Source organism: Streptomyces sp. Je 1-332, assembly GCF_040730185.1.
Classification (GTDB): domain Bacteria; phylum Actinomycetota; class Actinomycetes; order Streptomycetales; family Streptomycetaceae; genus Streptomyces.
In genome coordinates this window covers 5,198,197-5,210,982 of the sequence record NZ_CP160402.1, presented here as the reverse complement: position 1 = coordinate 5,210,982, position 12,786 = coordinate 5,198,197, and the positions used below count along the sequence as shown (strand labels likewise).

Sequence of the window (12,786 nt, the reverse complement as noted above, 5' to 3'; positions counted from 1 at the left end):
CCGAATTCGACCGTACAGACGCCCCGGTATCCGACTGCCAACGTGTGATCACGGCCCGGTAATTGCGGTCAACAGGGTGTGCGCTGCGGGGCGTTACCCATCGATGGGCTTGCAGTGTCCACCCCGGGATACCTTCCTCATGGGCTCACCAATTCAAATCCGCAGAAAACCGGAGGGTATTCAATGGGCAAGACCACCAAGGGCGCCGAGCTGCCCGGCGATATCGAGAAGCACCTCGAGAGCTATGTCGCCGCCTTCAACGCCAACGACGCCGACGCCGTCAACGCGCTCTACACCGACGAGGCCGTCGCCGTGTGGGAGCGGGGCAAGCCGGTCAGCGGCCAGGCGCGCCGCGACTCCGTCAAGGAGTTCTTCGCCACCGCGCGGCCTCAGATAGCCGCCGACGTGCGTGAGGCCTACGTGACGGGCGACACCGCGCTCCTCGTGGTCGACTGGACCATGCAGGTCGACGACGGGAAGGGCGGCCGCGAGCAGCTCGTGGGCGTCGGCCTCGACGTACTGCGTCGCACCGAGGACGGCGGCGCCTGGCTGTACGCCATCGACGACCCGTTCGGCGAGGAGCCCCCCGCCGCCGCGTGAGGCTCGGATACGCCGGCACGAAAGAAGCGCACGATCCACAAGCTCCGGATCGTGCGCTTCTTTCGTTCGCCGGAACGGCTCAGACGGTGATGTCCGCGACCGGACGGTCAACGGCCATCAGCCACTTGTCGCCGTCGACACGACGGATGACATCGGTGCACGAACCCTTGACCGGGATGAGTTCCCCGTTCTCACCGGGCAGACCGAGCTCGAAGTCGACCACGATCAGCGTGACATCGCCGGCGGTGTAGGAGTGCTTCACCTTGGAGTTCAGCGTGGGGCCCTTGGCGAGCATCTCGACGATGGCCGCGGTCCGCTCGGCGCCGGTCAACGGCTGACCCGAGAGGTTGGAAATGGCGTCGTCGCGGTACAGGCGGTCGAAGGCGTTTCCGTCACCCGAGTTGAATATCCTGAGGAAGACGTCGTTCTGCACGTCCGGGTCATCCGTCAGTTCCAGGTTGTACAGATCGGTTGCAGCAGTCATGCCGACCGGCCCTCTTCTCTGTTGTTGTTCGCACCACACGCCGGATGGCAGCGGGCTCCTTCTCAGTGCAGCATTCGGACGGTGTTCGCCCGGTAATCGCCGGTCAAGCAACCCTGCTCGCCCGACCGAATTTCCCGTCGAAGAAGAGCAATCCCTGGTGCCCGTCCCCGACCCTGCTCTCCAGGACGGACCCGATGAATATGGTGTGGTCACCCGAGGAGTGGGCTGCTTCCAGCTCGCACTCCATCCAGGCCAGCGCCCCGCGAAGCAGTGGAGCGTCGGTGTGCAGCCCGGCAAAGCAGTCGACGCCTTCGAACTGGGCGGCTCCGAGTTCGCGTTCCTTGTTGGCGAAGTGCCGTGCGAGATACTCCTGTTCGGCACTGAGGACGGAGACGCCGAATTTCCCGCCACCCTCCAGGACGTCGTGCATGACGGCGCTGTGGGCCACGGAGCACAGCACGCTCGGCGTCGCCAACGACACGGAGCTGAAGGCATTCGCGGTCATCGCATGGGGCCGTCCGCCCCCAACTGTCAGTACGACGACTCCAGTTGCGAACTGGGACATCACGTTCCGCAGGGAGGCCGGCGCACCAGCAACAGGACTGCCGGTGCGCGAGACCGCGGGTTCATAGGCGGCGGATACAGAGGTCATTGCACCTTCTTCGGATTCAACGGCATGAACGTCAAGGCCTCAGTCGATGTGAAGCTAGCCGATCGCCACTTTCCGCCAATTCATCGCCGAGTAACCGACAGATCTTGCATCCGCTGACGGCCCGATGACCAACTGGTGGACTCCGGCTGGCAGTCGCTCGGCCACATTGACCCCATGAATTCCATACTTGACCAGCCGCAATTGGCCGAACCCTTCCTCGGCAGCGTCCTCGCCTCCGCGGGCCTCGACGTCGAATACATCAGGGGCGAGGGAAACACGCTCTTCATGCGTGGCGCGGACGGCCGGGAGATTCCCGTGGTCGACTATGCCGGCGGCTACGGGTCGCTGCTGCTCGGCCACAACCACCCGGCCCTCACGGCGTATGCGAAGTCGCTGCTCGACGCCAGGGTCCCGGTGCACGCCCAGTTCTCGCTGCACCCCGAGGCCAACCGTCTCGCGCTCGCCCTGAACCGCGTCATCCAGCGTGAAGTGGGCGACGAAGAACCCTACTTGGCCATTTTCGCCAACTCGGGCGCCGAGGCCAACGAGGCGGCCGTCAAGCATGCCGAGCTCGATCGCGTGCTGCGGCTCCAGGCGGTACTCGAGAAGATCGGCACGGACCTCGAGCCAGTGCGCTCCGCCGTCCGCAGCGACCTGGCGACGGTGCCGCCCGCCGTCTTCGAGCAGCTCGGTCTCACCCCGCAGGCCTCGAGCCCCGCGGCCTTGGAAGAGCTCGTCGACGCGCTCACCCGGCTCAACGCGGTGCAGGCCGCGAGGCCCCCCGTCCTGCTGTCCCCGGAGGGCTCGTTCCACGGGAAGCTGGTGGGCAGCGTCCAGCTCACCCACAACGAGGGTTACCGGGCCCCGTTCAAGGCACTCGCCACCCAGGCCAGGTTCGTCCCCGTGGACCAGCCCGGCGCCCTGCGGCGGATCGTCGACGAGGAGCGGTCGACGCTGCTCGGCCTCACCGTCGAGGACGGCCTGGTCAAGGTGACCGCTCAGGACACTCCGGTGTTCTGCGCGTTCATGGTGGAGCCCATCCAGGGCGAAGGCGGCATCCGGGAGCTGTCCAAGGAGTTCGCCGAGGAGATCCAGCGGGTCTGCGCGGAGATCGACTGTCCCGTCATCATCGACGAGATCCAAAGTGGCATGGGCCGCACCGGCGACTTCCTCGCCAGCAGCGCCCTCGGCCTGCGCGGCGACTACTACACCCTGGCGAAGAGCCTGGGCGGCGGCATCGCCAAGACGTCGGCCCTCCTCATCCGCGAGTCCCGCTACCAGGGCCAGTTCGAACTGATCCACAGCTCGACCTTCGCCAAGGACGGTTTCTCCAGCCTGATCGCGCTCAAGGTGATCGAGCTGATCGAGGCGGACGACGGCCGTGTCTACCGGCTCGCGGCCGAGCGCGGCACCCGGCTCAAGGACATGCTGGCCTCGGTCCACAAGGACTACCCCGAGGTCGTCAAGGACGTACGCGGCCGTGGCCTGATGACCGGTATCGAGTTCCACGACCAGTCGGACGCGCCGGCTCCTCCCATCCAGGAGGCCGCAAGGGCCGGGCTGTTCGGCTATCTGCTCGCCGGACATCTGCTCCGCGGCCACCGGATCCGCACCTTCCCGACGGCCAGCGCCGCGAACACCCTGCGCTTCGAGCCTTCGGTCTTCCTGTCCGACGACGAGATCCAGCAGCTCGACACGGCACTCAGGGACATCTGCGACATCATCCGCGGCAACTACCAGCGCCCCCTCTCGCTTCCTGCCACGTAGAGCACCCCACCCCCACCCAGCAGCAGGCAACGGAAAAAGCCTACAAACCACCGCGTTTACGTGCATCCAGCCGGGTGGCGACACGGCAGGCACCGCCACCCGGCCCGGCCGCCACACGCTAGAAAAAAACGATCGTTTGGTTTATTCTTTGCACAGTGGCCGAGAAAGATCTGCCGCTGGGCGAGGCACTGCGCGTTTCGCGACGCCTCACTCGCAGCCTGCCGGTAACACACGTTGGGGGTATCTATGTGGTTTCGCATGCTGGGTCCGCTCGAAGCTGTCTCCGAAGGTCAGACCCTCCCCCTGGGAGGAACCAAGCAGCGTGCCGCACTCGGATTCCTTCTCCTCCAGCCGAACCAGGTGGTGCCCAGCAGCCAGCTCCTCAGGGCGCTGTGGAGCGTGGAGGAACCTCCGGCCACCGCCCGCAAGATCCTGCAGAACGCCGTCTGGGGGCTGCGCCGAGCGCTCGCCGGCGGCGTCACGGACGACGAGCACAACGCGGTCGAGCTGCGGACCCAGGCGCCCGGTTACTCCCTGCGGGTCGACCGCGACGACATCGACCTGCATCTGTTTCACCGGTGGGTGGGCGAAGGCCGGGCCCAACTGGCCGCGGGCGCGGCGGAAGAGGCCTCGAGGCTGTTGCGGGAAGCACTGGAACTGTGGCGCGGCCCCGCCCTCTCCGACCTGGTGGAGGCCGGCTTCATCTGGCCCGAACTGACCACCCTGCAGAACACCCGGCTCGACGTCCAGGAGGACTACTTCGAGGCCCGACTGGCCTCCGGACAGCACTACGCCGTACTCGGCGAGCTCGAATCGATGGTCGACGCCGAGCCCCTGCGCGAGCGTTCCTGCAGGCAGTTGATGCTCGCGCTCTACCGGTGCGGCCGGCAGGCCGACGCGCTGAGCGTCTACAGCGGGCTGCGCACCGCGCTCTCCGACGACCTGGGCCTGGAGCCGATCCGTGAACTGCAGCAGCTGCAGCAGGACATCCTCACCCACGACACCTCCCTCCAGGCGCCGGTCCCCTCGAAAGCCGTGACGACCGCCCCGCGCCCCCAACCCACCGCTCGGGAAGCCGAATCCAAGGTGTGGGAGCGCCGCGACGCAAGCGTCCTGCTGGTGCGCACCGGTCTTGGCCCGGGGATGGACCTGGACGCGGTGGACTGCGAGGACGTGGACGCCAAGCTCGCCTACCCTGCCGCCCGGGCCCAGCAGGAGATCGAGTGGCACGGGGGAACGGTCGCCGGCTCGCTGGGTGACGTCCTCTTCGGCCTGTTCCCCACCGATCCCCAGGAGCACCACCATGCCGAGCGTGCCGTGCGCGCGGCGATCGCGATCCGTGACGGTGCGACGGGGCCGGACCCGAAGGGGCCAGCCGCGGCGGGCATCTCCGTACAGATCGCGGTGACCACGGGCGAGGCACTGATGCGGCTCGATGACGACAGCCGCACCACCGCTCCGCCGGCGAAGGGAACACTGCTGAGCGAGTGCCAGACCCTGCTGCCCCACGTGCCCGCCCACGAGATCCAGGTCTGCGGCCGGACGCGAGAGGCGACCGAGCCCCTCTTCGACTACCGCCGGGTCGCCGAAGCACCGGACCGCTGGCAGGTACAGCGGAACCTCCCCGAAGAGCCCACGTCCGCGGAGCCGTACGCCGCCGGGCAAGCGGAGCACCGACGCGAACTGGACCTGCTCGTCCGGCTCCTGAGGCACGCGGACCAGTGGGCCAGGACCCACCGGGTCACGGTGCTCAGCCCCTCCGACGCCGCGCGGGCCTGTCTGTTCACGCGGTTCAAGCGGCAGGCCGAGGCCGAACTGCACAGTGTCCGACCGCTGTTCCTCAGCCGGTCACTCACCTTCGAGGACGACCCGTACCTGCTCCACTCCATGATCCTCTCGGCGTATTGCGGGGTGTCGGAGGACGACTCGTCCCGCACCATCAAGGGCAAGCTGAAAGCGACCCTGCGGAGCCTCGCAGGCGACGAGGGCAAGGCGAACTGGCTCGGAGCCCGGCTCGTCCCCTTCATCGATCCCACGGTCCGCCCGGTGAAGGACTTCGGAACGGAGATCTGGCTGGAAGCCTGGCGTCAGTTCGCGGAGATGGCCACCGGCCGCCGCCCGTTGGTGCTGCTCCTGGACGATCTGCATCTGGCGCACGAGCCCCTGCTCGACTTCATCGAATCCCTGGGGCATCCCTCACCACCCGTACCGCTCATGGTCATAGCGGGATCCAGGCCCGAACTGCTGCACAGCCGGCCGGACTGGGCGAGCGCTCCGCACAGCGTCACGACCATCACCCTCCCTCCCGGATCCGATCGCGGCCTCGGCCGGCCCGCGCGCCCGCTGCCGTCCCTGGCATCGAGGAACTGACATACCTGTACGACGAGGGGGGGCCGGCAGTCCGCTCGCGGACTGCCGGCCCCCCCCTCGTGACCCCTCAGACCAGCAGGCCGGCCGCATGCAGTCCCGACTCCACGGCTCCATCGACGTAGCCGTTCCAGCCGGTGGAGATGTCACTGGTGGCAAAGGCGATACGGCCCTGGCGCTGGCGGACCGCGCGCAGGCTGCCGAGCAGCTGTCCGGGACGCTTGAAGGTCCAGCCACCCTTGGCATAGGGGTCCGCACCCCAGTCCTTCCCCTTGACCTCGAGGACCTCAGCGGCCGGGATCAACTTCCTGACCGCCGACTGGATCTGCGTCTTGTTCCTGACGTCGAGGTCGGGGCTGACGCTGAAGGCAAGCATGATCAGACCGCTCGACGTCTTCATCATCGGGATCAGGCCGTCGATGAGCTCGCCCGCGGCGGTGTTGGCGAGGGGCCGGCCGATGTCACCGGCCACGTGCAGCCAGACCTTCTTCGTGGTCGGCACACCGACGGTCTGGGTGGCCATACGCCGGTACTCGGCCGGCAGACCGGGCTTGAAGTCGATGGAGTTCCAGAGGTTCGTCGGCACCGCGACGACGGCGGTGGCACCCCGGTACGTCCTGCCGCCCGCGGTGACACGCACGACCGTGCCGTCGTCGGTGACCGACGAGACCGGTGCGTTGAGCGCGACCCGGGCGCCCGACTCATCGAGCAGCTTCTGCAGCACACCGGGCAGACCGATGGTCGGACGGATGGTGTTGATGGCCTGGAAGGTGTCCATGTTCCAGTCGGACAGCGCCCACCAGTGGGCCAGCTGGGTCAGCGCGCCACGGGCGAGGCCACCGCCGTACGCACCGGTGGTGCTGTGGAGGTAGGCCTCTTCGATGGGGGAGAAACGCAGCTGGTCGAATCGGTCGCGCAGGGAGAGACCATCGAGGTCCGCGAGCAGGTCCTGACGCTTGAAGGGGTCGTACGGCTCGGGGAAGTAGTCCCGCGAGCCCTCGAGAACCTTCTCGAGCAGCTTCGTCTGGCGAGTGAACCCCTCCACCATGTCGACCTCGGCGTAACCGCCGCCCTCGGTCGGGAAGATGGCCTTCGTGGGGCCCTCGTCGGTTATCAGTGGTATCCCCAGACGATCTATCTCACCCCAGATGTGGGCCTGCTTCTGATGGACCCAGGTGCCACCCATCTCGACCTTCTCGCCGGCGAAGGTGCTGGTCCAGGTACGGCCCCCGATGCGGTCGCGAGCCTCGAGGATCAGCACCTTCTTCTTGCCCTTGGCCCGGAGCTCCTTCGCGGCCGTGACGCCCGCGAAGCCGGCGCCGATGACGATGGCGTCATGGACCTCCTCCTCGGCGCCGTGCACGGTGGCATTTCCGAGCAGTGTCGCGCCGGTGCCTGCCGCGGCTGCGGCGGCACCCACTTTGAGCACGCTGCGCCGCGAGGGCCGCGCAGCGTGACGACCCCGCGAGAATTCCTGGTCCTTGCTGAACTTCATTCCGCTTCCCTTGCTGATGGGGCGAGCCGGGTATTTTCGACCGCTGCTGCTCGAGAACGTCACAACGGGATACGGAAGTTTGTGGCACGGCCCCTCCTCGGATGGACTCCTTCCCCTCATCGCCCGATAACCGATGATCACGCCGGCGACATTTCGGACCGGAATTATCTGCCAGTTACCGAAGAATTGCCCGATAGGGCTTCGAACAGGAGGGACGGGCCTTCTGGAGCGAGCCACCGATTACCTCTCGATGAGCCTTCGGAAATCACCATGGACTACCTTCGGACACAGCAGCAGCGAGCTCTTTAAATCGAAAACGTCGCGATTAAATCCACAAGGAGTCAGGGTGACGGAGACCACGAACGAGGCCGAGAATGTCCTGAAGGCGGTGCGGGACATCGTCCCGAAACTCAGGGAGAACGGTCTCGAGTCGGAAGACCAGCGCTGGATCCTGCAGGAGAACATCGACCTCCTGGAAGAAGCCGGCGTCTTCCGCATGGCCGTGCCCCAACGCTTCGGTGGCCTGGACCTTCCGCTGGCCGACCAGTACGAGGTCCTCACCGAGATCTCCCGCGGCTGCGGCTCCACCGGCTGGGCCGCCGTGGCCTGGGTCTCCAGCGCCTGGATGGCCAGCCTGTACCCGGACAAGGCGCAGGAGGAGATCTTCGAGGGCGGATCCGTACGGATATCGGGCGGGTTCACGCCCACCGCCAAGATGGTCCCCGCACCCGGCGGTTACGTCCTCAACGGCTCCTGGCGGTTCAATTCAGGCTGCCGCGGCGCTCACTGGGACCTGCTCGCCGCCGAGCTCGAGCACCCCGACGGCACCGTCGAAGAAGTCTTCGCCATCGTCCCGATGTCCGAGCTGACCATCGCCGACGACTGGCACGTCTCCGCCGCGGCCGCGACCGGCAGCTCCACCACGACCGCGACGGACGTCTTCGTCCCCGAGCACCGGGTCGCCACCTCCGAGGAGGCCGTCCTCGGCACCACCGGCCGACGCTCCAACACCGGTGCCACCGGCCGCAATTACGGCCTCATCAGCTTTGTCGTGGTGGAGTCCGTGGCCGCCTACATCGGTATGGCCAAGGCGGCGTACGAAGTCTTCGTCGAGCAGCTGAACGGCCGCGGCATCGCCTACAGCAACTGGACCGACCAGCGCGAACACCCGCTCACCCAGCTTCAGGTGGCCACAGCCGCGAACAAGATCGCAGCCGCCGAGGCGCTGACGACGAACTTCCTGCCGGTGCTCCAGCAGCGCGCGGACGACGGCGAGCAGCCCAGCTGGGAGGAGAAGGCCGCGGTGCGCGGCCAGGCCGGTATAGCGATCCAGCTGGTCAAGGAGGCGGTGGAGGCCCTGCACTCGGTGAGCGGCGGATCCGCGCTGGCCAGGAAGTCCCCCTTCCAGCGCTTCTACCGCGACCTGGAGGGCCTGTCCCGGCACGGTCTGATGGCTCCGAACATGGGCCTCGAGGTACACGGCCGGGTTCTGCTCGGACTGGACCCCGACAGCCTGTTCCTGTAACCACCGGCCGGGAAGCGGAGACGAGGTTCCCCGATGACAACAAGTACATGCCCGTACGCCATCGACGTCACCGGCGGTGACGTCCACGGCGAGTCCGCCTATCTGCGCGAGCAGGGGCGAGCGACGCGGGTGCGGCTCCCCGGAGACGTCACCGCCTGGTGGGTCACCGACCAGGCGCTGGTCAAGCAGTTGCTCACGGACCCACGGGTTTCCCGGGACCCGTACCGGCACTGGCCCCAGTGGGGAAACGGAGAGAGCGAGTTCGCCCAGACGTGGTCACTGGCCATGTGGGTGGCGGACCGCAACATGATCACTGCGTACGGCGACGAGCACAAGCGGTTGCGCAAACTGGTGGCCCGGGCCTTCACCGCACGCCGGACCGCCGGGCTACGTCCCCGCATCGAGGAGATCACCGAGGCCCTGCTCGGCTCACTGGCCAAGTCGCCCACAGGCCAACCGGTGGACCTGCGCGCCCAGTTCGCCTACCCGCTGCCCACCCAGGTCATCTCGGAGCTCCTCGGCATCCCGGACGACATACGGCCCGGTCTGCTCAGATCCGTCCACGCCATCCTTGACACCACGGCGACCCCGGAGGAAGCAAAGGCCAACGAGACTGTTCTGTACCGCCTTCTCCACGAGGTGGTGACGGTCAAGCGCGGGAATCCGGCCGACGATCTGATCAGTGACCTCGTTCTGGTGCGTGACGACGAGGGGGGCGTGGGGCTCAGCGAGCGCGAACTCGTGGACACCATCCTCCTGATGTTCACGGCCGGCCATGAGACGACCGTCAATCTCCTCGATCACGCGATCCACCTGCTGCTCACCCACCCCGAGCGGCTGCGGGCGGCGCGCAGCGGCGAACTCCCCTGGGAGGACGTGGTCGATGAGGTACTCCGCCTCGAGGCACCGTTCGCCAATCTGCCCATGCGGTACGCGGTGGAGGAGATCCGGCTGGACGATGTGACCATCGCGAAGGGCGACCCGATCGTCATCGCCTTCGGCGCCGCGGGGCGTGACCCCCTGGTGCACGGCGCGACGGCGGATGAGTTCGATCCCACCCGGCCCACGCGCAAGGAGCACGTCTCCTTCGGGCACGGAGTCCACCACTGCGTGGGCGCCCCGCTGGCCCGGTTGGAAGCCACGATCGGACTGCCCGCCCTGTTCGCCCGCTTCCCCGAAGCGGCGCTGACCGAGCCGGAGCGCATCAGACCCCTGCCGTCGTTCATCTCCAACGGCCATGCCGCGCTGCCGGCGCTCCTCGGCGAACCCGCCGCACCGGCCGTGGCTGCGCGATGACCCCACGACTTGGCTGCCCGGCACCCACGCCGGCAGCCAAACGTATGGAAGAACCAACAGAAGGAGTCAGTCAATGAGCAACACCAACCAGGGGCCCGTGACCGTACTGGGCCTGGGCATGATGGGTGCCGCCCTGGCCGATGCGTTCGTCCGGAACGGCAACCGGACCACCGTCTGGAACCGTTCGGCAGGCAAGGCCGACGCCCTGGTTGCCAAGGGTGCGGTCGCGGCCGGCGACGTCCGGGAAGCGGTGGACGCGAGCCCCGTGATCGTGGTGTGCGTGTCCACTTACGACGTCATGAACGACCTGTTCGGGCCGCTGAGCGACGCGCTCCGGGGCAAGGTCGTCGTGAACCTCACCTCCGGTACCCCGGACGAGGCGCGCAGCGCTGCCGCCTGGGCCGCGGACCACGGTGTGCAGTACCTGGACGGTGCCATCATGGCCGTCCCGCAGATGATCGGCCTTCCCGAGGCCCTGATCTTCTACGGCGGCGCCCAGGAGGTGTTCGCCGGGCAGGAGGAGCTGCTGAAGCTGCTCGGTGGCAACAGCGTCTACCTCGGCACCGACGCCGGTGTACCGATGATCTACGACCTCGCACTGCTCACCATGCTGTGGTCCAGCCTCGCCGGCTACTTCCACGCCCAGGCCCTGGTCAGCACCGTAGGCGTCTCGGCTGCCGAGTTCCTGCCCTTCGCGAACACCTGGATCGAGCACGTCATCACTCCGGCGATCCCGGAAAGCGCCGAGGAGATCGACTCGGCTTCGTTCGAGACCGAGATCTCCAGCCTCAACGTCAACAAGGCTGCCATCTCCCATCTCGTGAAGACGAGCAACCAGCTGGGGATCAACAGCGACATGTCGGTCGCCATCCAGGCGCTGATCGAGAAGCGCGTCGCTGCGGGGCACGGTACGCACGCGCTCTCCAGCCTGGTCGAGGCGTTCAAGAAGTAGGCGCCGCACGACCAAGCACGCAGGGGGTCTGACACAGCACGTGTCAGGCCCCCTGGCCATTTCGACAGCCCGGACGGCGCATGCGCACGCCCGAATTGATCGAAGGTGAGTGGTCAATTACCTGTCGCTGTACCGGACATGAGTTGACGAGGAGTGTGCTCGGCTACGTTCGTATGGAATTGCTGGTATCGCTTCACAAGGAGGAGTCCGGAATGAAATGGAAGGACGTCTACGTCGCGGGAACAGCGGCATATCTGTGCGCGAAGGAGGACGTCCGAGAGACCGTCGCGCAAGGGCGCTACGACGCCGCCGAGGCGGAGTCCGATGAGTTCGTCGCCATTCGGGTCGCCTCCGCCGAAGAATTTCCCCCCGATATGGCCGTCTCCGCGGCCGCGGCCGCCCTGGACCGCGCCGGGACGGACCCCGGCGACATCGATCTGCTCACGTATGCGAGCGTGGGCTTCACCGGCCTGGACCTCGCAAGCCCCGCCTCCTACGTCCAGGGCAAGGTGCTCGGCCGGTCCGGCGCCTCCGCGTTCAACGTGGGCCAGGCGTCCAACGGCGGCATGGCCGCCCTCGACCTCGCGGCCGCGTACGTCTCCGCGCGCCCGGCGCCCTCCGCTGCCCTGGTCACCACCAGCGACAAGTTCGCCGGCCCGCTGTTCGACCGGTACGCGACGGACAGCGGCATCGTCCTGGCCGACGGGGCGACCGGACTGGTCCTCACCCGCGGCAGCGGCGTGGCACAGGTGCTCTCCAGCAACGTGGTCAGCGATCCCGCGCACGAGGGGTTCTGGCGCGGGGACGCGCCATGGTCCGACTACAGCGACCCGGCGTCCTGGCCCATCAGCCTCGGCCCCCGCAAGGACCAGTACCTCGCGGGCGGCGTCAACCTGATGTCGGTCATGGTCAGTCTCGACAAACGCCAGCAGCAGTCCATGGACGCGGCCCTGGCCGACGCCGACACCACGATCGCCGACGTGGCGTGGTTCGTGTACCCCAACGTCGGATGCTCGCTCTTCGACTGGGACCTGCTCAAGTCGCTCGGCATCGACCAGTCACGCACCACCTGGGAGTGGGGCCGCCAGGTCGGCCACCTCGGGGGAGGCGACCAGATCGCCGGCCTTAACCACCTGCTGGAGAGCGGCAAGGCCCGCCCCGGCGACAAGGTGGTGCTCGTCGGCACCGGCGGCGGCTGGAGCTTCGGCACCGCCGTCCTCGAGGTCCAGGACGCGCCCGACTGGTCGGTCACCCGATGACCGGCGGGGTCCGGGACGCGGCGGACACGGGCCGCGAGCCCGGGCAGCAGTGGGAAGCCGCCGGCGTCGGCGTCATCAGCCCCATCCGGGACTTCATCGCGCGGCGCTTCCCCGACGAGACGGTGCGGGACGACGACGACATCTTCGAGCTGGGCCTGGCTTCTTCGCTCTTCGCGATGGAGCTGGTGCGCTACGTCGAGCGCACCTTCGACTTCGAAGTCCCGGACGACCAGATGGTTCTGGAGAACTTCTGCAGTGTCGAGGCGATGAGCCAGTTGGTGGAGCGTTGCGCGGTGGCGCCGGCCACCAGCTGAATATGCGGCTGGACAAAGCACCCCGGAGTGGTGGAGCAGGACTTCCGAACAGAGCAAGGAAACTAGGGAGAGCGC

General features: G+C 67.4%; 11 protein-coding genes. 8 read left to right on the top strand and 3 right to left on the bottom strand.

What is annotated here, in order from left to right; translation table 11 throughout:
- Positions 1 to 183: 183 nt before the first annotated feature.
- A complete protein-coding gene (locus ABXJ52_RS23805) occupies positions 184 to 600 on the top strand; it encodes a nuclear transport factor 2 family protein (RefSeq protein ID WP_367044707.1) in 417 nt (138 codons plus the stop codon).
- Positions 601 to 679: 79 nt separating this feature from the next.
- Here ABXJ52_RS23805 and ABXJ52_RS23800 read toward each other — a convergent pair whose 3' ends face one another.
- Complete coding sequence (locus tag ABXJ52_RS23800; protein WP_367044706.1) at positions 680 to 1,084, bottom strand: nuclear transport factor 2 family protein; 405 nt, start codon at positions 1,082 to 1,084, stop codon at positions 680 to 682.
- Between the two features lie 103 nt (positions 1,085 to 1,187).
- Positions 1,188 to 1,736, bottom strand: a complete 549-nt coding sequence (locus ABXJ52_RS23795; RefSeq protein WP_367044705.1) for a flavin reductase family protein — start codon at positions 1,734 to 1,736, stop codon at positions 1,188 to 1,190.
- A gap of 174 nt (positions 1,737 to 1,910) precedes the next feature.
- Here ABXJ52_RS23795 and ABXJ52_RS23790 point away from each other — a divergent pair, with 174 nt between their 5' ends.
- Both ABXJ52_RS23790 and ABXJ52_RS23785 read left to right on the top strand, forming a co-directional pair.
- Positions 1,911 to 3,503, top strand: a complete 1,593-nt coding sequence (locus ABXJ52_RS23790) for an aminotransferase class III-fold pyridoxal phosphate-dependent enzyme (protein ID WP_367044704.1) — start codon at positions 1,911 to 1,913, stop codon at positions 3,501 to 3,503.
- Between the two features lie 258 nt (positions 3,504 to 3,761).
- Positions 3,762 to 5,873, top strand: a complete 2,112-nt coding sequence (locus ABXJ52_RS23785; RefSeq protein ID WP_367044703.1) for a BTAD domain-containing putative transcriptional regulator — start codon at positions 3,762 to 3,764, stop codon at positions 5,871 to 5,873.
- Positions 5,874 to 5,940: 67 nt separating this feature from the next.
- Here ABXJ52_RS23785 and ABXJ52_RS23780 read toward each other — a convergent pair whose 3' ends face one another.
- The gene (locus ABXJ52_RS23780; RefSeq protein ID WP_367044702.1) at positions 5,941 to 7,290 is read right to left on the bottom strand and encodes an NAD(P)/FAD-dependent oxidoreductase; all 1,350 of its coding nucleotides are present in this window, start codon (positions 7,288 to 7,290) and stop codon (positions 5,941 to 5,943) included.
- Between the two features lie 421 nt (positions 7,291 to 7,711).
- Here ABXJ52_RS23780 and ABXJ52_RS23775 point away from each other — a divergent pair, with 421 nt between their 5' ends.
- The 5 genes from ABXJ52_RS23775 (at position 7,712) to ABXJ52_RS23755 (ending at position 12,711) form a co-directional block, all read left to right on the top strand.
- Positions 7,712 to 8,890 (top strand): acyl-CoA dehydrogenase family protein, encoded by a 1,179-nt coding sequence (locus ABXJ52_RS23775; protein WP_367044701.1) that lies wholly within the window; start codon positions 7,712 to 7,714, stop codon positions 8,888 to 8,890.
- Between the two features lie 33 nt (positions 8,891 to 8,923).
- A complete protein-coding gene (locus tag ABXJ52_RS23770; RefSeq protein ID WP_367044700.1) occupies positions 8,924 to 10,186 on the top strand; it encodes a cytochrome P450 in 1,263 nt (420 codons plus the stop codon).
- A 73-nt stretch (positions 10,187 to 10,259) separates the two neighbouring features.
- The gene (locus ABXJ52_RS23765; RefSeq protein ID WP_367044699.1) at positions 10,260 to 11,138 is read left to right on the top strand and encodes an NAD(P)-binding domain-containing protein; all 879 of its coding nucleotides are present in this window, start codon (positions 10,260 to 10,262) and stop codon (positions 11,136 to 11,138) included.
- A 212-nt stretch (positions 11,139 to 11,350) separates the two neighbouring features.
- On the top strand, positions 11,351 to 12,397 hold the full coding sequence (locus ABXJ52_RS23760; RefSeq protein WP_367044698.1) for a ketoacyl-ACP synthase III family protein: 1,047 nt from the start codon (positions 11,351 to 11,353) through the stop codon (positions 12,395 to 12,397).
- Complete coding sequence (locus ABXJ52_RS23755) at positions 12,394 to 12,711, top strand: phosphopantetheine-binding protein (RefSeq protein WP_367044697.1); 318 nt, start codon at positions 12,394 to 12,396, stop codon at positions 12,709 to 12,711. The genes ABXJ52_RS23760 and ABXJ52_RS23755 overlap by 4 nt, the downstream gene beginning before the upstream one ends.
- Positions 12,712 to 12,786 lie beyond the last annotated feature (75 nt).